General features: G+C 48.5%; 19 protein-coding genes. 4 read left to right on the forward strand and 15 right to left on the reverse strand.

Annotated features, from left to right (window positions below; genetic code table 11):
• Positions 1 to 12 precede the first annotated feature (12 nt).
• The 5 genes from BTA51_RS28150 to BTA51_RS28170 form a co-directional block, all read right to left on the reverse strand.
• A complete protein-coding gene (locus tag BTA51_RS28150) occupies positions 13 to 1,953 on the reverse strand; it encodes a tetratricopeptide repeat protein (RefSeq protein ID WP_094712422.1) in 1,941 nt (646 codons plus the stop codon).
• A gap of 282 nt (positions 1,954 to 2,235) precedes the next feature.
• Positions 2,236 to 2,859, reverse strand: coding sequence for a hypothetical protein (locus BTA51_RS28155; protein WP_094712423.1), 624 nt, complete (start codon positions 2,857 to 2,859; stop codon positions 2,236 to 2,238).
• A 65-nt stretch (positions 2,860 to 2,924) separates the two neighbouring features.
• Positions 2,925 to 5,099, reverse strand: a complete 2,175-nt coding sequence (locus BTA51_RS28160) for an HET-C-related protein (protein WP_094712424.1) — start codon at positions 5,097 to 5,099, stop codon at positions 2,925 to 2,927.
• A gap of 108 nt (positions 5,100 to 5,207) precedes the next feature.
• Positions 5,208 to 5,606 (reverse strand): nuclear transport factor 2 family protein, encoded by a 399-nt coding sequence (locus tag BTA51_RS28165; RefSeq protein ID WP_094712425.1) that lies wholly within the window; start codon positions 5,604 to 5,606, stop codon positions 5,208 to 5,210.
• Between the two features lie 157 nt (positions 5,607 to 5,763).
• Positions 5,764 to 6,657, reverse strand: a complete 894-nt coding sequence (locus tag BTA51_RS28170) for a LysR family transcriptional regulator (protein ID WP_094712426.1) — start codon at positions 6,655 to 6,657, stop codon at positions 5,764 to 5,766.
• Positions 6,658 to 6,752: 95 nt separating this feature from the next.
• Here BTA51_RS28170 and BTA51_RS28175 point away from each other — a divergent pair, with 95 nt between their 5' ends.
• Complete coding sequence (locus tag BTA51_RS28175) at positions 6,753 to 7,829, forward strand: NAD(P)H-binding protein (RefSeq protein ID WP_094712427.1); 1,077 nt, start codon at positions 6,753 to 6,755, stop codon at positions 7,827 to 7,829.
• 156 nt (positions 7,830 to 7,985) lie between these two features.
• Entirely contained in the window at positions 7,986 to 8,492 is a 507-nt protein-coding gene (locus tag BTA51_RS28180) for a hypothetical protein (RefSeq protein WP_094712428.1), read from the forward strand.
• 92 nt (positions 8,493 to 8,584) lie between these two features.
• On the opposite strand, the gene BTA51_RS28185 is transcribed toward BTA51_RS28180, so the two are convergent.
• The 8 genes from BTA51_RS28185 to BTA51_RS28220 all read right to left on the reverse strand — a co-directional run bounded on the left by BTA51_RS28185 (position 8,585) and on the right by BTA51_RS28220 (position 14,269).
• On the reverse strand, positions 8,585 to 9,142 hold the full coding sequence (locus BTA51_RS28185) for a hypothetical protein (protein ID WP_094712429.1): 558 nt from the start codon (positions 9,140 to 9,142) through the stop codon (positions 8,585 to 8,587).
• Complete coding sequence (locus tag BTA51_RS28190) at positions 9,142 to 9,675, reverse strand: DUF2846 domain-containing protein (RefSeq protein ID WP_094712430.1); 534 nt, start codon at positions 9,673 to 9,675, stop codon at positions 9,142 to 9,144. Before BTA51_RS28190 ends, BTA51_RS28185 begins: the two co-directional genes overlap by 1 nt.
• A 189-nt stretch (positions 9,676 to 9,864) precedes the next feature.
• Entirely contained in the window at positions 9,865 to 10,377 is a 513-nt protein-coding gene (locus BTA51_RS28195; RefSeq protein ID WP_094712431.1) for a DUF1772 domain-containing protein, read from the reverse strand.
• A 98-nt stretch (positions 10,378 to 10,475) separates the two neighbouring features.
• Positions 10,476 to 11,051 (reverse strand): Crp/Fnr family transcriptional regulator, encoded by a 576-nt coding sequence (locus BTA51_RS28200; RefSeq protein ID WP_094712432.1) that lies wholly within the window; start codon positions 11,049 to 11,051, stop codon positions 10,476 to 10,478.
• A 129-nt stretch (positions 11,052 to 11,180) separates the two neighbouring features.
• Positions 11,181 to 11,435, reverse strand: a complete 255-nt coding sequence (locus BTA51_RS28205) for a hypothetical protein (protein WP_246841227.1) — start codon at positions 11,433 to 11,435, stop codon at positions 11,181 to 11,183.
• Between the two features lie 89 nt (positions 11,436 to 11,524).
• Positions 11,525 to 12,022 (reverse strand): DinB family protein, encoded by a 498-nt coding sequence (locus BTA51_RS28210; RefSeq protein ID WP_094712434.1) that lies wholly within the window; start codon positions 12,020 to 12,022, stop codon positions 11,525 to 11,527.
• A 179-nt stretch (positions 12,023 to 12,201) separates the two neighbouring features.
• The gene (locus BTA51_RS28215) at positions 12,202 to 13,077 is read right to left on the reverse strand and encodes an oxygenase MpaB family protein (protein WP_094712435.1); all 876 of its coding nucleotides are present in this window, start codon (positions 13,075 to 13,077) and stop codon (positions 12,202 to 12,204) included.
• A 121-nt stretch (positions 13,078 to 13,198) separates the two neighbouring features.
• Positions 13,199 to 14,269, reverse strand: a complete 1,071-nt coding sequence (locus BTA51_RS28220) for a medium chain dehydrogenase/reductase family protein (RefSeq protein WP_094712436.1) — start codon at positions 14,267 to 14,269, stop codon at positions 13,199 to 13,201.
• A gap of 462 nt (positions 14,270 to 14,731) precedes the next feature.
• Here BTA51_RS28220 and BTA51_RS28225 point away from each other — a divergent pair, with 462 nt between their 5' ends.
• Complete coding sequence (locus BTA51_RS28225) at positions 14,732 to 16,837, forward strand: molybdopterin-dependent oxidoreductase (RefSeq protein ID WP_094712437.1); 2,106 nt, start codon at positions 14,732 to 14,734, stop codon at positions 16,835 to 16,837.
• Between the two features lie 118 nt (positions 16,838 to 16,955).
• Here the strand turns inward: BTA51_RS28225 and BTA51_RS28230 are convergent, their stop codons facing one another.
• Positions 16,956 to 18,284, reverse strand: coding sequence for a hypothetical protein (locus tag BTA51_RS28230; RefSeq protein WP_094712438.1), 1,329 nt, complete (start codon positions 18,282 to 18,284; stop codon positions 16,956 to 16,958).
• 190 nt (positions 18,285 to 18,474) lie between these two features.
• Here BTA51_RS28230 and BTA51_RS28235 point away from each other — a divergent pair, with 190 nt between their 5' ends.
• On the forward strand, positions 18,475 to 19,365 hold the full coding sequence (locus BTA51_RS28235) for a hypothetical protein (protein ID WP_094712439.1): 891 nt from the start codon (positions 18,475 to 18,477) through the stop codon (positions 19,363 to 19,365).
• Positions 19,366 to 19,546: 181 nt separating this feature from the next.
• Here BTA51_RS28235 and BTA51_RS30325 read toward each other — a convergent pair whose 3' ends face one another.
• Complete coding sequence (locus BTA51_RS30325) at positions 19,547 to 19,915, reverse strand: hypothetical protein (protein ID WP_094712440.1); 369 nt, start codon at positions 19,913 to 19,915, stop codon at positions 19,547 to 19,549.
• Positions 19,916 to 19,957 lie beyond the last annotated feature (42 nt).

The raw sequence follows: 19,957 nt of genomic DNA on the forward strand, positions 1-19,957 counted from the left end.
TTTCAATAGAGGCTAAAGAACCGTCAAGGGCATAGTGGCAATCTGATCACCATCCAGAAAGATTACCGCTTTCCAGTCTCCAGGCTGGTCCTCTTTCTTGTTCGGGGTGTAGTAGGCATAGTAGAAATTGAAACCATCTTCGGTACTCCCTGATACAGGAACCTCCATGCACTCTTCTCCCTGGCTGTCGTATAGCTTGAATATAACCTCATGTTTACCCGCTGAGAGTCCCTCCATGGCGGTGTATAAGTAGATCGGCTTACCATCCTTTAGATGAAATGTGGTCTGAGCACTTAAAGGCGTATTCACATGAGAGATTCCATTCGCCGCAACGGCAATGACGGTCATACCGTCGATCTGCTTACTGGGGACCCAAAATTTGATTTTCCCTTTTTTCTGCCCGTTCTCATAAACCCCTGAGTATAGTGGCTTGCCATTTTCAAATGACCGGACCAGCAGGCCTTCAGCATTGCCTTTGTCCAGAGTTCCCAATGAGATGACTTTGCCCGACGGTGAGTACTCCCAATAGGGGCCGGAATATAAGTCGACTTTCACACTCAGTCTTGTGGCCCTGTAACCGTCCGGGTGAAACAGATCTGAATACTTCAGCTTACCGTCTTCAAAATATTGAACTTCTCGAGGTCGGTTGGCTTCATCATAGAAAATTGACTGGCCATTTTTCTTACCGTGCAGATAGGTTGTTTTCGAGGCAACTCTTGATTCGTCATCCGTCAATAACGCAAGTTGCTGGGGGCTATTCGGATCAGCCGCACTTCGCTTGACCAAACCGATATACTCCGAGTATGAGGCATTCCCCGGACTTACCAGAGAAGCCAACAGGTAGGCCTGTTCCGCTTCAGGATATTTCTCAAGGTAAAGCGCGATATTCCCCAACTGGAAGAAGGCAAAGTCATCCTGAGGGTTGAGATGGGTCGCAATTCTGCTCGCATCATAGGCCTTATCATGCCTTCCCTTTTCATGCTCAATCGCCCCCAAAAGCCTCCAGGTAATGGCCCTGTGTGGCCACTGCTCGATAGACTTTCGAAGGTAAACCAGTGCTTCCTTGAAGTCCCGGTTACAACTGTATGCCCGGCCCAACTGGTAATTGATCCAACTGTTTTCATGAAACTCCAGAGCCTTGCGATATTCGGGGATCTTGTCACAGGGCTCACCCGGCTTCTGATTGATGTCATCGATCATGACATCCAGTTCAATCCCCTTTAGCCAGGGATATTTGCTGTATTGACGCTTCAGTTCACCAAGAAAACGATTCTGATCCGCAACACTTCCTCCCCATGCTGGCACCTGGGTCCAGTAATAGGCATTGGATAGCCAATACAGTGCCGGATCCCGCTTAATACCTGCCTCATATATACCCCTCAATTCCTCATGCTTCCCCAGGCGCATCGCCATATTGAGTTTCATGGCATATGGGTAGGCAGTCAGATCATTCAGAGACGTTGCCTTATCAATATCCCCAAAGCTCAGCTTAAACAGACGCTTCATTTCGCTGATTTGAGCACGAGGCGTTTCCCTGAGATATTTTTCTCCTCTGGCTTCCAAACCCTGTTCCGTATAGTAATTCGAGCGAACGAGATACGGCACAGCAGAATCAGGTGTGGCTTCTACCCACTCACTAAAATATTTTTCAAGCCATTTCTCAGTCCTTCCCAGGACAGTGAGAGCGGTATCAAACTCCGATGACCCCTTGCCCTGAACAGGTTTTAAATAAGGCTCCAATACCTGGGTCAATTCTTCATACCGCCTGTTCAGCAGCATCTCTAAATACTGTTCTCCTGGTAAGGCAAGTTCCGGCTGCAGCGCGCCTTCGGTAAAGATATCGGGGGGAACTGAATCCAGCTTTTCCCGGGCGACAGCATCCTGCATCCACAAGCAAAGCCCTACCGTGATGGGCAGAAGTAATAAAGCAAAGATCTGATGTTTAGCAGACATCCGAAAAGAGTCCTTTTCAATAGGAGAGGTTGACAGAGAAATAGGGGAAACGGAAAGAGGAGACAGCTTTACATGCATATTCATATCGAGAACATACGCAGCCCGACTCACAGTCGCGTATCACGGGCAATAATAGGGCAAAGTTTTGAGAAATGAAAAATTATGAGTCTTTGTAATACCACCGTCTCTTTGGTGACGGAGACTTACGCTATATACGAGGCACTTTTGCTTGCAGCTTAGCGTGAGGCGAAAGTTGTCATTTCATTTTCGTCTCTTCAAGTATCACGCCTGCTCTTCCGAATCCAACATTTCCTGATTCAGCAGAGGTCGGGATTGGCAACGCCCCTGGGTCATTGGGTAGTACTCAAGAAACTCAAGTTCGCCGGATTTATGATCGAGATGCAAGACTAACGTGTATGGGTTTTCACCCTCAACCTTGAGTTCTCTTACCGGATCATGGCCACTGGATAACAAATCGGTGACGTTGAATCCGTCGGGGAATCCCGGGGGGTGTTTCTTGCTGTTTAGTTCTTCAAACGACAGATCAGAAGTGACTTCAACGCTATCGAGAATAATCTTTCCGGGGAAACGGGGTTGAGGTCGCTTACCGGGATACTTCTCTCGTTCCCATACCTTAATATCCTTTTCCGTTACAGGCGAAATGCGCACCGCGATCCGCACGACACACCCATTTTGAGCGGCAGCTTCCACACCATATTTCTTCCAGAAGACGTTGTTCGGCACATCTGGGGCCCAGGCATAGTCAGGAATTCCCAGAACATCGACCAGTTCGTCAGAAGAGCCCCCAGGGGTCAGGGGTTGTCCATTGATAATGACATTTCGCCCGTCAATTTCGAAGGTATACGGAGAGTCTGCTTCTGTTTGCTGGCAGCCAACGGCCAGCAAACAGAAGACTCCGGTTATCGCCGTTTTGGCGAATCCATGATCTAAGATTTTGGTGAGTCTATGACCTAGGGTTTTTGCTCGGTTGAAAACCACTGATTAAACCTATCGCTTACACTTTTGACAACATTGTCCTGAACCGTGGTCATTATATCCGCGTCAGGTGAGCCGGCTACCACACTCTGTAAAAGTTTTTGAGCCGATTGCTCGTTCATACCAGGCAAACCGGCAACTACTTGGTGTAAATCAGAGATGTATCCGGCTCTTTCTATCGCAGCTGAATTCTGCGGATTGGCAACCCATTCTGAGATAACTGCGTGAACAGTGGCATTGGTAGAATCATCCGGATGCACGAAGAATCCGTTAACTTTATCGATTGCCTGATTAAGCGCAGCCTCGGCACCTTGCATATCGCCCTGGGCTTTGAGGTCCCATGCCTGCTTCATGCTATCCACGATCTCTGTGGTTGCCATCGTCCCCAAATCAATCCCAAGACTATGGAAATGATGATCATCATGATCCTTGGCCAGCTGACTATGGCTTGGCAATACGCTTTCAGAATCATATTGAATACTTTGCTGAATGGGAATGCCTTCAGCGGCACCGTTCACCATCATATTCCCACCTTCATTCACCAGGCTTTCAATCTGGCGATAGGCATCCGGCACCAGCAACTTCATGGGAGCAAACGCCGCCATAATCAGATTCTTGGTATCGATGATTCCTTTGACATCAATGCCCCGCTCTTCAGCGAGAATTTCCACGACTTTGTCATAATATTTTAAGGTCGGTCTCTGCCCATCTTCCGCAGCAACACCCATCATACCCTGCCAGGAAGCCAATGATTCCTTCATCACCTGACCTGAATCCACAGCTCCAGGTTCTTTTGTGGAAAACATCGCTTCAGCCGCAGCAGGAGCAAGACTGTATCCGATGTCCGTATCGCCAAATCCCCCGGTGGTAAGCAGCGTCCGGTTTCCGCCATTGACTGACACCTGAGGCCCCCAGGTTTCAACGGTGTTGCCTTTTCCTGTACGGGACAGCTCCGAATTCACCGATATTTCGATGAAGTTGCTGTGGGCAAACAAGTCTTCCATCGTATGGGTCGCATCACCCAGCATTCTCCGCCCTTCAGTAGTGGCGTCAGCCTCGAAAGCCTGTTTCAACATACCGATCATTCGATCGCGCGATTCCATAATATGATTGGAAACACCGGTTGCGGGATCGAAATTATTCTTTTGCTCTGCCATCGATGAATAGGGATTATCAATGTGCTCAACCTGCGAGTAAGCCCCAATATCTTTCGCCGTAATATCCTGACCGAAGTCCACTTTGGCCTTAATGCGAATACCTTCAGCAATCGTTGCCAAAAGATCATCGGTAAGCGCTTTTTCAATTTGCTCCAAGCCAGGTTTACTGGCGGGATCCAATCCCAAATCCTTTACCCAATTGGGATCATTCTGGACGTGAGGCGCTACAACTTTGGAGACCTTTGCAACACCGGCCGGGTCATAGGCATTCGACATATCACGAAGCCAGTTTCCAAAATAGACTTCCTTGCTTAGCTGGTTCAGATTAGCGTTGTCACCAACAGGATTACGCCAGGCAGAATATACGGAATCCGTCACTATCGCTTTGTGTCCGTTGGCCTCAAAAAATTCCAGCGACCCTTTCTTGCCATCATGCTGGATTTCGCCATCAGCCACAGCAAAACCACCAATATCCCGCGCAAACTTAGCACCTTCATCCGCACGAGCGTCACCGCCGATGTCGGAATAGTGATTACGCAGCAATGAATCAATATGGTGCCCGGTTTCCTCCGCTATGGCTCTCTGTTGCAACTGTTCACTTCCAGGCGCTGATTGATAGGCCAAGTCTGAGGAGATCAGGATTTGCTGGCGGCTTTGATCGTAGGCGGCAAGCGCATCTCCTAACCCTGAATAAGCGACAATAACCGGTGCTTCTGGCATCTGGCCTTTCAGGATGTCCTGGCGCAGGCTCTCATAGGCATTTGTCGGTATGTCGCTTCCAAATATGGGGCTCAATGTTTCCGTAAACCTTGATGTCCCCTGACCGGCGAGATCCTTGAGATTTTGGGAAATATTCGATCCGCTGTCGCTCCCTATTCCTCTCTCTATTCCACTTGCTATGCCACTCTCGATTCCATTCCCAATTCCGTTCCCTGATCCGGAAACTGATGAGGAATTCGTGGTATCAGAACCGCTGACTGTGTTGACATTCATTCTGTTCACCTAACATACATCGCAACTAATTTGTCACATAATACGGGGTGATACTGTTCAACAAAGCTGGCTTGTACCCTAGCTAGGGTAAACCCTCAGATAGCTTGTTCAGGAAACTTCATTGGGATCAAACGAATGGTGCATGTGGCGGACTTTCCAGGCTCCCTCTTCCCGCTCCAGCACATAGGTCGTCCGCACTCCGGGCCGGGGTTTTGACGAATACCGCAACGTCGCGGTGATGCAGGCCATATCCTCCCTGACAAATACGCGTACATTCTCTCTAACCAAGTCCACAATATCCCCATGCTTGAAGAAATCCGCAACTTTTTCCTCAAGTTCCGAATAGCCATTGGAGTCACAGTTTGCGTGGTTGTCGAAGAAAATCACCTGGTGGTCAGACACATGCAACGACCGGAATTTCTCAATATTCCTTTGATAAAAACTCTGGTCGTATTCATCCATGAAAGACTTGAAGGGTTTGATAGAATCTTCATCGGTTATTTCCATGGCGTAATACCTCCGATTGGATGGTTGAGGGCGGGTTCGCAAGTAACGATTAACTTAGCTTATCTCCATTTAGCCGCATGTATCAGCCGTTATCAACCGGGTATCCAGTGGGATAAAACTCACCCCGGTAAGAAATAGTTAAAGGGGGAATACAGAATTACTGCAGGTCTCGATACTCAAGCATCCCCTCAACCAAAGCATCAAATGCCGCCCGACAAGGTGGGTGATTGCGCAAATCCTCATGCATCGTAATCCAGGTATCCAGGTGCAGTTTTAACTGATCTGGGAGGAGATGGTGCAGATCTCTACTTTGCCGGGCCAACGCCACCTGGCAGACCCCAACGCCGGCCCCCGCCCGGATCATGGCCAACTGAGCCAGGTCACTATCAGATCTCAGGGAAAACATTTCCCGCTCCAGGCCGGGCAAAGATTTCATTGCTTCTCGGGTAAAAGCTGTGGGCCGGTCAAATCCGATCAGAGTATGTTGTTCAAGATCCCCCAGAGACTCAGGGTAACCATAGCGATCGAGGTAGTCTTGAGTGGCATGCAGACCCAGTTCTATTTTTCCGATTGATCTCGCGATTAATTGAGCTTGCCGCGGCTGGATCATGCGCACGGCGATATCGGCTTCACGGGTCATCAGGTCCTGTACCCGGTTGGACAACACCAGTTCTATCTGAAGGTGTGGATGGTTCCGCCGTAATCGGGCAATGATGGGAGGAAGGACTTCAACCCCGATCACATCACTGGCGGTGATTCGTACTACCCCACTGATACCGGCTCCCTGACTGGCAGCAGCCCGGGCCAGTGCTGCTGCAGTACTGGCCATTTCTTCAGCGAATCCTCGTAGTGACCGGGCCGCTTCAGTGGGTAACAGGCCCGTCTGGGAGCGTGTAAACAGTGTCAGTTTAAGTTGTTTTTCCAGCGCCGAGATATGGCGTCCGATGGTGGGCTGCGTCAGTCCCAGGGCACGCGCCGCTCCGGACAGAGAGCCCTCCTGCAATACTCCGAGAAATGAACGATAGAGTTCCCAACCAATATCTTCAGCCATACATTAATGTATAGCCACTGTATTATTTTAGTCAATTCCGTTTAATCCGGGTTCTTCATAGACTGGCATCATCAATCAGTCATGAGGAAGAGGTCATGCAAAATCAAAAAACCGTATTGGTGCTAGGAGCCACCGGTGGGATTGGCGGGGAGGTGGCCAGGCAGCTCCAGGCTACCGGATGGACAGTGAAAGCAATGCGTCGTGGTATCAACCGTCAGGAATGCCTTGAGGGTATCACCTGGGTTCCGGGTGATGCGCTCAATCAGCAAGACGTTGAGAGTGCAGCGGACGGGTGCTCTGTCATTGTCCACGCAGTGAATCCACCGGGGTATCGCAATTGGGGTAACCTCGTCCTCCCGATGTTGGATAACACCATCGCCGCCGCCAGGAAAACAAAAGCCACCATTGTCCTTCCCGGGACCGTTTATAATTTTGGACCTGATTCGTATAGGGGACCGGATTCATACAGGGGACCTGATTCATACAGCGGACCTGATTCATACCGCGAACCTGAAGCACACCGTGGACCGGATTCATTCCCGATGATTACCGAAGAGGCTCCACAAAAGCCGTTAACCCGCAAAGGCAAAATCCGGGTGGAGATGGAACAGCGTCTGGCGGATTATGCGCATCAGGGTGGACGTGTCATTATCGTCCGGGCAGGCGATTTTTTTGGTCCTCAGGTTAAAAACAACTGGTTCTCCCAAGGGCTCATCACACCCGGAAAACCCATTAAAAAAGTGAACAACCCCAGCGCCAATGCCGTCGGCCATCAATGGGCTTATCTCCCCGATGTGGCCAGGACAATGGTTTTACTTCTCGAGCGTCGGGAAAATCTTGATGCTTTCGCCCGCTTTCATATGGCAGGTCATTGGGATACGGACGGCACCAAAGTCCCCGCATCCATCTGCCGAGTGGTTACTCAGCATGGGGCAGCCTCCCCAAAGATCGTCGCTTTTCCCTGGTGGCTTATCCGCCTGATTTCTCCATTCCAGGAAACCCTACGTGAACTACTGGAGATGCGCTATCTGTGGCAAACGCCGGTACGAATGGACAACAGTAAATTGATCGCCACGCTGGGATCTGAGCCGCACACTCCTCTCGATAGTGCCGTCGAAGCAACGCTGGTAGCGATGGGGTGTATTCCTCAGATTTCCATATCCAGACATTAAGACCAGCTCTTCAGTGCTTATCTTCCAAGCAATGAAAATCCAGCTTTTTTAGGGAGTACAAAAAAATTTAAATTTATTGCATCCAAATCCAGTGTCCGGGTCGTCTCTATATACAAACACTGAAACTCATACAGAAACACCCATTAGGAGACGAATATGAAACTTACCACCCTAGCCACTATCGCTACTCTGTCTGTCGCCACACTGGGCAGCCTCAATGTCTATGCAGAAGGTAAAGCAGACAGCGTCGATTATTTTGCCAAGGACAAAAACTACTACGGTTCTTCAGCCTCTTACGACTACGGCTCGAATCAGGTTGCGAGCAACACTACCCAAAACGCCAGTGCCAACAGAGTTGTCAGCAAGGTCAACACCTCTATTGGCGAAGTGTTTGCCACTGCCAAAGGCATGACACTTTACACTTTCACTAAAGATGGTGCATCCGTGTCTAACTGCTACGACGGTTGTGCTGGTAGCTGGCCTCCGTTTTTGGCGAAAGCAAACGCTAAGACCTGGGGTGCGTTCACTGTCATCGAGCGTAAAGATGGCACTTATCAGTGGGCTTATAAAAACCAGCCCCTATACACCTGGGTTGGTGATCGTGAACAAGGGGATACAACCGGTCACGGTGTAGGTAAGGTTTGGTACGCCGCGCAGCCTTAAGGTTCATAGTCATCAAAGATACTGGGAGATGTCCCATACTTCATAATAAAGTGGAACTTCTCCCGGAAGTATTACGTTGACAACCATGGGCGTTAGACACGCCCTCCTTTAACAAACTGTTCGATGTCACTCATCATGAATTCAACCAATTTTTTCACAGCCCAAGCACGTTTCTCAGTAACAGTAAAATTCCACTGTTCACTGAAAGACAGGCCTTCTTGAGTGGAAATTCTGTAAAAGAAGGATTTAGAAACCTCCATATAGGATAATTTCATCTCCACATCAAAGAAATAATTTCCAGCGTTAGACTCATAGAACGTTTTACGGAAATTCACATGAATAGAGGTTGATGTCTCATTTCCTCCATCAAATCCCCCCCCATGGTTCGCCAATTCGCGAGAGAGCACATCAATAAATTCTCGCTGCATATTCTCATCAAAGTGCCACTTATATATTTTTGTGTAAGCTCCAGAGTATATGCTCCCATCAACCTCACCAGTGGTGAGTAGAATAGGACTAAAAGACACGTTATCTAATTTAACAGTACTATCCGCAGTGACAGCTGAAATTGGAATATCCGGTGCACAACCTATCTGAAAGATGAACAGACTTGCTATCAAACAGTAGCGGATAAGTTTATTGAATTGCATCAGAGATCTTCTTCTGTAGTTAAGAGTGTGAGTTTCTTGCGTAGATATGAAGCTTCGTCAGCGCTTATTTCGCCAAACCTGGACATTGCGTTGGATGAAAACCCAAGTCCGGCAACAAGCCCCTGAACAAGAGCGCCACCTTCTGTTCTTTGAGTTTCATGGAACTGCTTCAGGTGATATACATGTCCACCTTCAAACTTGGCATTAATTTCGGCAAGCTTACTTTTTGGAAGCAGCCAGTCGTAATACACGATTGAGTGATTACCCGGCTCAAGATAAAAATACGTATATACTCTCCCTTCAAGTTCACCATATGGCTTTCCATCTATCCGGATAGGCATGTCTATACCATCAGGAGAATACAAATATATTAGGGCTTTGTCCGCAGATAGTGCTTGGATAGGCACTTGCGGTAATTGATTATAATTGACTGGAATTTGCCTTTGAGCACAACCACTTATGGTAAACCCCAGTAGAGCAACCAATATAAAACTGACGACACTATAAAGTCGAGGCACAGAAGAACATTTCATACGCTTCCCTCAAATAACTCCCTTCCTTACCACAAAAAATTCGCAACACATTATCACATGACAATCACTTAATAAAAATATAAAGCAATGCTTCAGGCGAACATAGGGGGAAAATCAATCCTAAAACACAATTAAGTGCCACCTCACAATCATCAGAATGTTGTCAAATAGAAGGTTTTCGCTAAGAATTTAGCGCCGCTGAGTAGTTCTAAGCATTAGGGCAATAACGCAAGAAGTAAACGGCACAAAAGACGCTACAACACGCACCGCATTGGCATCATTCCACCGGCTTCTCGTTTCCATCCAATCCTCAGGAAGGTCGGTCGGTTGCCATGATTCTGTATAGTAGTTCAGCGGCAGATTGACTTGTTTGGTGTACAGAATCACACCCACGATATAGATCACAGTGGCCAGTGCAATTAACCAGAAAGAACCGGTCCGCCATTGCCTCAGATTCACAACCAACGCCATCATTGAGAAAAGACCACCACCAAAAAAGAAAGAGAAAAACATAGGATGGCGAACATTCACATTGAGCAGAGACTGCACCCGTGCATAGGTTTCGCCATCAACTTGCAGCAAGGCCAGATTGACGTTGAACGAATAGGTCCAAAAGAAGCCCGCCATAATGCCAAACACAATGGTGGCAAGGCCGAGGGTACCGCTTTCGATAAGGTTCAGAAGTGGTTTATCGTGGGTCATCGGCATCCTCCTATACGATTCATAACAGATCCCCCAACATGGCTTGGGTAACTTCTGCGATTCTAAAAAGGAAACCGGACTCCGACCTTAACAAATGATCAGTCTTGCCGTTTGAGACCGCGTCTGATTCTTGAAAGCGACACATCTGTCAGCCCCAGATAGCTGGCCAGTTGCGCGAGTGGAATGCGCGCCGCCAATGACGATTGAGAGTGGCAGAAATTCTGGTAGCGGGACGTTCCATCCAGAGTAAGAAGGTCATATTCCCGTTGCAGTTTGTCATTGAGAAGCCTCTCAAGAAGCCGGGTGCGCAGCGGCTCCCAAAGTCCGTAGTCTCCGAGTACCGAACGAAAATCGATGACGGGGGCCTCCCATATCACAGAATTCTCCAGCGCTGTCACCGCAAACAGGGAAGGCTTTTTCTCCATATCTGTCGTGAGTGGACAGATCAACGTTCCCTCGAGATGAAAGTTCTTGTTGAACTCCTTCCCGTTCGGGTCAATTACATGCATTCGCAAGAGTCCGGACTCTATCGCGAAGGCTCTTGTCCAAAGGTCGCCCTGATGAAGGAGGGTTTGCCCTTTTTTCAGGGATCGGTGTTGGAACAGGGCTTCGATGTCAGCAAGTGCCTGCTTATCGGGGATGGCTATAGCTCTTTGCAGGATGGTACAGAGCATGGCGGGAGTTTTCTGGCAGGGAATTTTCTCGAGTTTAATCGTTACGTCCGATCGTCTGCAATTTTTCAATGGATTGTGATTAAAGCCTCTTCTGTCAGCGTCAGGGATCCTTCTTTCCCTTCGACTACCCTATCGAGATTTCTCTGAAATGAAGCAGCCAAACTCTATTTCGTTACTCAACATTGAATCTCTGAGGCTCTCGTGAACCTCAAAGTCGTCGTCTTCAGTCCACTGCCCATCTTCATATGTAACCACCTGCTGAACTTCCTCAAGCAATATATGGTCTTTTTTCAAAGCCTGTGTCAGTTGCTCTATGGCCAACTCCATTGTATCTGCGAGCACCACACTACGACCGTAGTAATAGGTACTTCCGTCCTGTGGCATTGTACTTTCCTGCAAAACTTTGCATTTCGTGTCGATAATCCAGAATTCTGACATAAGTATCTCAGTGACTGAGTAAATTTTCCTTTTTGCTACTCTCTCCGCCCAGGCTCATGTTCATGCAGAAACCGGGTAAATATATCTCGAGGCGGCGCAACAGTGAGCTGGGCCATGATTCGTCCCACAGCCCCACGATGGTACCCGCCATGGGTCACAATGTGCAGCAGAATCTCCTCCCGGGTCATCGTGCCTTTATCACCATCGACAAAGGTAAAGTTGACACACTCCGCCAGCTGTTGAGGGCTCAGTCCACCTGCATAATCCAAATACCATTCGTCCATTAACTGGACTGCATCAAACAAGTCGTCAAGCGCCGGAGTCTCAGGAGTATTGGTTGCGGTATACGGATGGTCACCTCCCTGAAGCTGAGCAGCGAAGATCCGGTCTACAACATACACATGGTTCAGTATTCTGATCGCATCATACAGTTCTTTTGCATGGCCGGCAGAGTCGAGTTTTTTCAGTTCATTAAAGAGTTCGTGATTGGCCCAGGCTTTGTATTGAAACAGGGAGGTTAGAATAGTCGCCATACTTTATAAGTCCGTTTTAGACATCGGGATCGGTCTGTTTTGGTTATAGGGATTCCATTGGCAAGCCAGAAGAATATACCGCTGAGAGCACTTCAATCCACTTTTTAGCCGGCTCAGAATTCAAAACAAAAAAGAATTACTCCCACCACAGAAGCATCTTCCCAATTGGCCAAATGTTCCTAGGGCGTGTGCTCCCCCATACGCCGCCGTGCACGATGTGAAGCGCCATTGCGAAATGACCAGCGCATGGTGGGAGCCAGGGTATTCATACCGATTTCAACACTTCGGCGTCGCCATGGGCTATCACTAATGCCGATCATGGTTCGAGCCCAGTCCGGTAGCAGTAGAAGTCCGGCCTGAGTCATGATACGACCTACGGGTTGAGTTAAGCGGCTGGGAGCCGGGGCATTCATCAACAGAGACAGGACTTCCGCCGCTCGTTCGTCGAATACCAGTTCGGACCGCATGCCCTGCAAGTATTCGTCCACCGCCTTCCGCGATCGCGGTACATCCTTGGCACCAAGAGCCTCGGCAATCCGGGCCACTTCATCATAGTAACGATCCTGCTCGGCTTCACTCAGAGCCGGATTACAATAACGCAAGTACCCGGCAAGGAAGCTGTAAACCTCCGCCACATGCACCCACACCAGCAGCTCAGGATCATTGGCTGCATAGGGACGACCATCCGGTGCAACTCCGACGACCTGATCGTGAATCTTCCGTACCCGCTCAATCAGCCGACGGGCATCCGCCTCTGCCCCATACGTTGTCCCCGCAATAAACTGACCGGTACGCCGCAACCGCCCAATCATATCCTCACGGAAATTGGAATGCCCCAACACACCGGACAACGCCAGCGGATGCAGCATTTGCAACATCAACGCACTGATCCCTCCACACAGCATGGAAGGAAAATCCGCATGTACCAGCCAGCATACACTGCCGGGCCCGAACAAGCCGGGGTCACCTGCTGGGGATTCATAGTCAATGCCGCCAAGAGCAAGACCGGTGAGGCCAATGAGCTGTTGTTCGATACGCTGTTGCAGAAACTTCATACTTCTTTTATCGGTGTTGAAATAGACTGATGGTGAAGGAACAAGTGTAACCTAAGTTGAAGCTTAAACTTAACATTAGCGACCGTACTGAAAGTCACTCAGCGGAGGCCCCTCTCAGATATCATTTAAAGGAATATTCGTTCGTCGAGTTTTCGTTGCACACTAATACAATCTTGCCAGTGACGTTGCCCTTTCCAAGTAGTTCCTGTGCCCGCCGTGCCTCAACAAGCGGTAATCTTTCCGCAACAATGGGCTTGATCTTCCGTTGCTTAAGAAGGTCAAACAACGCCATTAAATCCTCACGAAACATTTCCGGCCGGAGTCGTTTTAGAGTCTGAATGCTATACGGAACCACCCGCTTACGGCCAGGAAATAGCCAGCCGCCGGCAATATACAATCCAAAGACGATAATCGCCCGATAAGGATGACGCTCACCGGAACGGCCGGAGGCTAACCGGCCACCACTTAACATTCCAGTGAGACCAAAAGCGACAACTTTTCCGCCAGGACGAAGAGCCCTGCGCGAACGCCAGATATGTGAACCGCCAATACTGTCAAAGACCACATCAACCCCCTCACTTGTCAGTCGATGTATTTCCTCGACAAAGTCTTGATTCTGATAATCAATGGGGGTCCCTCCCAATTCCTTAACGGCGGAAGCGCCTTGCGCTGGGCAGGTACCATACATCGTAAGATTGGCGAGCCGGCCAAGTTGCATAAGTGCCGAGCCAACGCCACCGGAAGCACCGTGAATAAGCACACTCTGACCCGTTTTGATCTTGGCTGCACGATGTAGCATCTGATACGCGGTCATATAGTTAAGAATGAGGCTGACAGCTTCAGCGGGGTCTAATCCTGATGGAACGGGAATAAATTCTCTTTGCGGAAGGCAGACATATTCTGCATAAGCACCATGGATCGGTAGTGCGGCAACCGTTTGTCCGGGCTCAACCCCAGAGACACCTTCACCGAGCAGATCCACCACGCCAACCAAGTCCCATCCCGGTGTATAAGGCACTTGAGGCGTTTCCGGATGAATACCCTCCCGCGCCATAATGTCAGGAGCAGACACCCCTGCCGCCAGCACTTTCACCCGCACCTCACCCTGACCTGGTTCCGGACAGTCATCTTCAACCAACTGAAGTGCGTCAGGTCCACCGTAATGACTAACAACAATCCGTTTGTATTTCATGATCCTGATCCTGATCCTCAAAGGAAAGGTTCTGTGCTTTTTGGGAGGCCTTTTTTGGGATTACAGCAAGAATATAGGTGATTTTTTACTCTGGCCCCAAGTTATTTACGCTGTATAAATCCATCGATAGAAGCCTATGTGAGCAGGGCATACCGGCCCCCCACAACATTACGGTGTTAAAGGATAGGAATATGTGTAACCCGCTGGCGAATCCTGGCTTTATGGATACCGTCAGTTCAGTTGAAAATAGACCGGACACGCTTTTCTTATGCACTGTCCTTCTAATTTCTTAAGCGCTTTCCTTCTAAACTTTTCTTTGTCCATTATCACCAAATCCATGTCATTTGTGACAATTACACTTCCCTCCCAGACCTGCCAGACTGACAATCGACCTACTCTCTGCAACATCCGGCAGGGGCACGGTTACCCACCAATAAATACAACAGCGGCGAGTGAACCGGCATGAGTGAGATCAAGACCCACTATCGTACCTGCAATATCTGTGAAGCCATGTGTGGCCTGGAGATCAAATATCAGGGTAACGAAGTTATCTCCATCAAGCCCGACCAGGAGGACCCGTTCAGTCGCGGCCATATTTGTCCCAAAGCAGTGGCTCTGCAGGATTTCTACCATGATCCGGACCGGCTTCGAACACCGCTGAAACGGACTGCCACTGGCTGGGAAGAGATCCGTTGGGACGAGGCTTTTGCCGACATTACCGCCAACATCAAACGAATCCAGGCCGAGCATGGCAATGATGCTGTAGGTATCTATCTGGGTAATCCTAATGCACACAACTTTGGCAACGCACTGTTCCTGCCCCATTTCTTCAAAGCAGTGGGCTCTAGAAACCGTTTCAGTTCTGCTTCTGCCGACCAGCTCCCTCACCATGTAGCGTCCAATTATATGTTCGGTGCGGGCATGGCGATTCCGGTGCCGGATATTGATCGCACTGACTACATGTTGATTATTGGCGGTAATCCGGTGGTTTCCAATGGCAGCATGATGACGGCCGCCGGAGTTCCCGGCCGGATCAAGGATATTAAAAACCGTGGCGGCAAAGTGGTGGTCATCGATCCTCGCAAAACGGAAACCGCCCGAATTGCCAGTGAGCACGTCTTTATTCGCCCGGAGAAAGACGCGTTGTTTCTACTGGCAATGATCAACACGGTGATCAGCGAAGGACTGGCGAAACTGGGTCACCTGGAAAGCGTCGTCGATGGCTTAAATGAGGTAAAACAAGCCTGCGCAGACTTTCCCCCTGAATCCGTTGCCGAAGTCGTTGGTATCAATGCAGAGAAAATTCGCCAACTGGCGCGGGAGATGGCCAGCGCGCCATCGGCAGTCTGTTACAGCCGGATGGGTGCCTCGACTCAATCCTTCGGTGGTCTGTGCCTGTGGCTGACCAATGTCCTGAATATCATCACCGGTAACTTCGACCGCGAAGGCGGCGCTATGTTCCCCCTACCGGCACTGGATCTCCTGCAACGAACGCCAAAGGGAAAACCAAGCTCGTATGGCCGTTTCCAGTCCCGGGTACGTCAGTTGCCCTATAACAACTCAGAGTTTCCGGTGGCGACACTGGCCGAGGAAATCCTCACCGAAGGGGAAGGTCAAATCCGTGCCATGTTTACCATTGCCGGCAACCCTGTTTTGTCCGCTCCCGGCGGTGACAACCTGGGTAAAGCCTTCGCCCAGTTGGACTACATGGTGTCTGTGGATATTTACCTGAACGAGACCACCCAGCACGCGAATATTATTCTGCCCGCCACCCATGGCCTGGAAGTAGCTCACTACGACATTTTCTTTAACAGCTTTGCCGTTCGCAATACAGTGAAGTTCTCGCCACCGCTGTTTGAGAAGACCGGCAACCAGATGCACGATTGGCAGATACTGAAAGCCCTGGCCAGCCACCTGACGGGTACCCCGGAGGACGGTTCCACACCTGAACTACTACTGGAGATGGGATTACAAACCGGTCCCTATAAAGATCAGGGAATCAATCTACAGAAGTTAAAGGACAACCCACACGGTATTGATCTGGGGCCACTCAAGCCCTGTCTGGAAAATCGTATCCGTACTGCGGACGGGCACATCCAACTGGCGCCCCAAATTTACCTGGATGATCTAGCACGTTTGAAAGACTATGCCGCCAGCGATGCAGAACGCAGAATGGAATACCCCTTCGAGATGATCGGCCGCCGCCTCGCTCGCAGCCACAACACCTGGACGCAAAACTCACAACGCCTGGTCAAAGGCAGGAATCCCTGTACCGTATTGATAAACGTTGAAGATGCGGAACGCCTGGGCATCACTAAAGGCCAGACCGTTGTCGTCCGTTCAGCCACGGGACATGTTGAAATGGAAGCCGATGTCAGCGAAGACATCCTGCAAGGCGTGGTCAGTATTCCGCAAGGCTGGGGACACAATCGAAAAGACACTCGCATGACAGTAGCAGCTACCCAACCGGGGATCAGCATCAATACCCTGACTGATGCGGGTCGAGTTGATCCGTTAAGCGGTAACGCGGCGTTTAACGGGACGCCCGTAGCCATTGAGGCTATTTAATCAGTTAAACTTGGAATTAACAGGGCGGAGCCAGCATGCTCCAGCGGCGGCTCCGCCCTGAAACTTGTCAGTTACTACAAGCACATCATTAAACTCGATATTCAATTTACCATGTCTTTTATTCTTTAAATGTCGGGGCGGCTACCGGACATAATTCTGTCCAGCTTTCTACCAGATCATGGCAACCTCCACTCCCAAACTGCTCTCCAAGAAGACCTTCAAACCAATCGTGGTCGCTAATATCTACTGTGCCGTTATAGATACTGACATAGAGGTTACTGCGGTAATTCAGCAGAAGGCCTTTCCGGCGCGGAATGTTATTTTCGGTATCATCATAATAACCGCTAACGTTATCGGCGAGTTCCATCCCCTCATGATTCAGCAGTGAAGTCAGTGTGTCATCCATCTCAAGTCGATAGGGCTGAGTTGCCAGTTTGTAGGCGTAGCGTCCTGGCTTTTGGTAGCTATAGGTTACCCAGAAATGACGTGTCGAGCGCTTTGTCAGGCTTTCTATCTCAACCGCAGTGCTACCAGTCTCAACAGCAGTACGACCCTTGTGATTTAGAACAACAGGATTGCCCAATCGTTGATCGCTGCCATTAAGAACCTGCAAGTAGGATTTCAGTGGTCGATGCCCCCCACCTTCCGACCAGGCAAATACATAGCGGCTATTAGAGAGAGCCAATATTCTCGACTCCAGATCAGCTTGCGCATGATTCCCAATCGTAAACTCCCGATCTGTTTTGGGGTATCCAGAATGGATAAAGCGGCGGCCATAGAATTTCTTTTTGGCCTGGAATGTGACAACAAAGTCTCCACTATCAAAAGCCGCCACACGAACGTCATTTTTAATTTTTCCCCACCCTCGCCCGCTATGATCGGTACTGACTTCAATCACATTACCGATTCTGAGCAGGCTTGGGCTATAGATTTGTGCGTAGACATTTGAGTAGCCCGCATGCCCGTCATCAGGACTCAAGACATGCTCAGTCCATGCCACCACAACATTTCCGTCTGCCAGCGAAGCACTCCATACATCGCCTGTAATGGTGGGCTCTTCATCAACTTTCGGTGTCAGGTAAACAGTCTGTCCCAGTAACGTACCGTCGGCATTATATAGCTGGCCATAACCACCACTCCCATCGTCATTGAGCTTATTGTGCACTATCAAAAACTGCCCATCAGCCAACGCAAGAATCTGGCTTGGCTCTATTCCAACGATCGACGCATTGGCTTGAATGGGAGAATATTCCCGGCCTAGATTATCAACTATCCATCCACCAACACTGCCGTTATACCATGCGACGGCATACTTACCCTCATCAGACAAAACCCCGGCAGCAAAGGTCGCCGTCGTACCATCTTCAAAAGGAAAAAGCTCTGCGTGGGTAGAAAAAGAGGTGGTTATAAGAATAAGACTTACTGCGAAGAAAATTCCCTTAATCATCGTACACTCCAATCCTTGGTGTTTGAGGTGTTTTCAGTTTATGGGGATTTGCATGTGGCGTCGAGCTATTGGTGGAGAATAGATCAGGCACCTTTTCCTGAAAAGATATGTTTGATATGTTGAAGGGTGTGCCACACCTCCCTAATAGAGAAGTTATTCCTAGAGTAAATCCTGTTAAGCCTTAAATAACATGAATGATCCCGATAGATATTTTAATTTTAGAAAGTCTCTCATCGACTTTGCTGGAGAGTACTTTAACAGGGGTAATTTACTTGAGGACTCAGGATGGTGCTCCCATGTTCCTGCCATAAAATTTCTTAGTGATTTCTCAACAGAAGAGGAGTTTAAGGAGTTTTGGGCGGTAGAAACTGAATTGCAACTTACAAGAATTTGTGGGGAAAGCTACTACTCAGAACTATTGAGAAAGAAGAGATTGGAGTTCCAGGAAAACCGCCATATTTACTCTCGGTATGAATATGGAATTACCGCATTGAAAAGGAAGATGCATAATCTGGATGCACTACGGGATGAGAGTTTTGTTAAAGCATTGATGAATACTAAAGAAGAAATATTGCGCTGTCGTGGTATTGAGCTTATTCAGCATAGCTCTGAACATTCGAGAAATTTTGAAATTGAAGACAAGAACTCAGCTAGAGTTTTTGTAAAAAACATTATTGCCCAGGAAGACCTATTGCCGGGGTTCACCGAGATTAGAGATAGTTTAAAAAGTAAATTTTTGATTTTTAAAAAAGACATTTCAGATCGTCTTTGCAATATAATATATATACCAAAAATTTATTTAAAACCGCCACTCTTTTCTACTCTTGGCAAAGGAAGTTTAACATTTCTTTGGGGAGTTTTTGGTCAAGATGAGTGCTCGAAAATCAGCAACATTAGAAACTTAAACACTGACCACATGATAAACAACAACTGGACTTTTCCTATAAATGTATTATTTAGCGGACCACTATATGAGTATTACGAAAACTACAATGAATTGGAATGCTTAATTAGAGCGCACTCCAATATGTATAGATTGACCTCACATGACGTTAATGATCGGGCGCGAGAGTTTTTATAGATAACAACATACTGTCAGTGAACTCTAAATGAGTCTCCCCCTAGTTTAGGAGAGACTTGCACACCGATCTTCGCTTTTAGCAATGCGTCAAATTGACAAGTCATAGAAGCAGGTATACCACGCTTCGGAACAGAAATTATTGGGCATTTACTCGAAAACAAAAGATAAATTCCGTTGACCATTATAAATTTTGAGACCACTGTATATGGTTATCAAACCCCGGCCCCGACAATCGAATTCCAGAACCCATAAATTTGTATGTATGTTCGCCTTTTAAACCAGGTAAATTTCCATGTTGCAACACTGGTATAAAAAGGAAGAAAGATATGGCTATGGGAGGAATAACCGATAACTTGAGAATATCGGAGTAATGAGATTCATTCCCAATAATGCCAAGCAGGATTGCCACCCCCCAAGGTATTACTACAAAAAATGAAACCATCATAAAAAAGATAATTGGTCTAGGGAGAGTCTGAATAACCCCAAAATTCTGAGGTAATTGATACTCTCGACGAAAATGGTCGAAGATACAGATTGTTTTTCCGGCCATTTTGGATCTCACACCCCTCGCAGGGCCTCATCTGGGCCCATC

The sequence above is a fragment of the Hahella sp. CCB-MM4 genome (genome assembly GCF_002260525.1).
Classification (GTDB): domain Bacteria; phylum Pseudomonadota; class Gammaproteobacteria; order Pseudomonadales; family Oleiphilaceae; genus Hahella.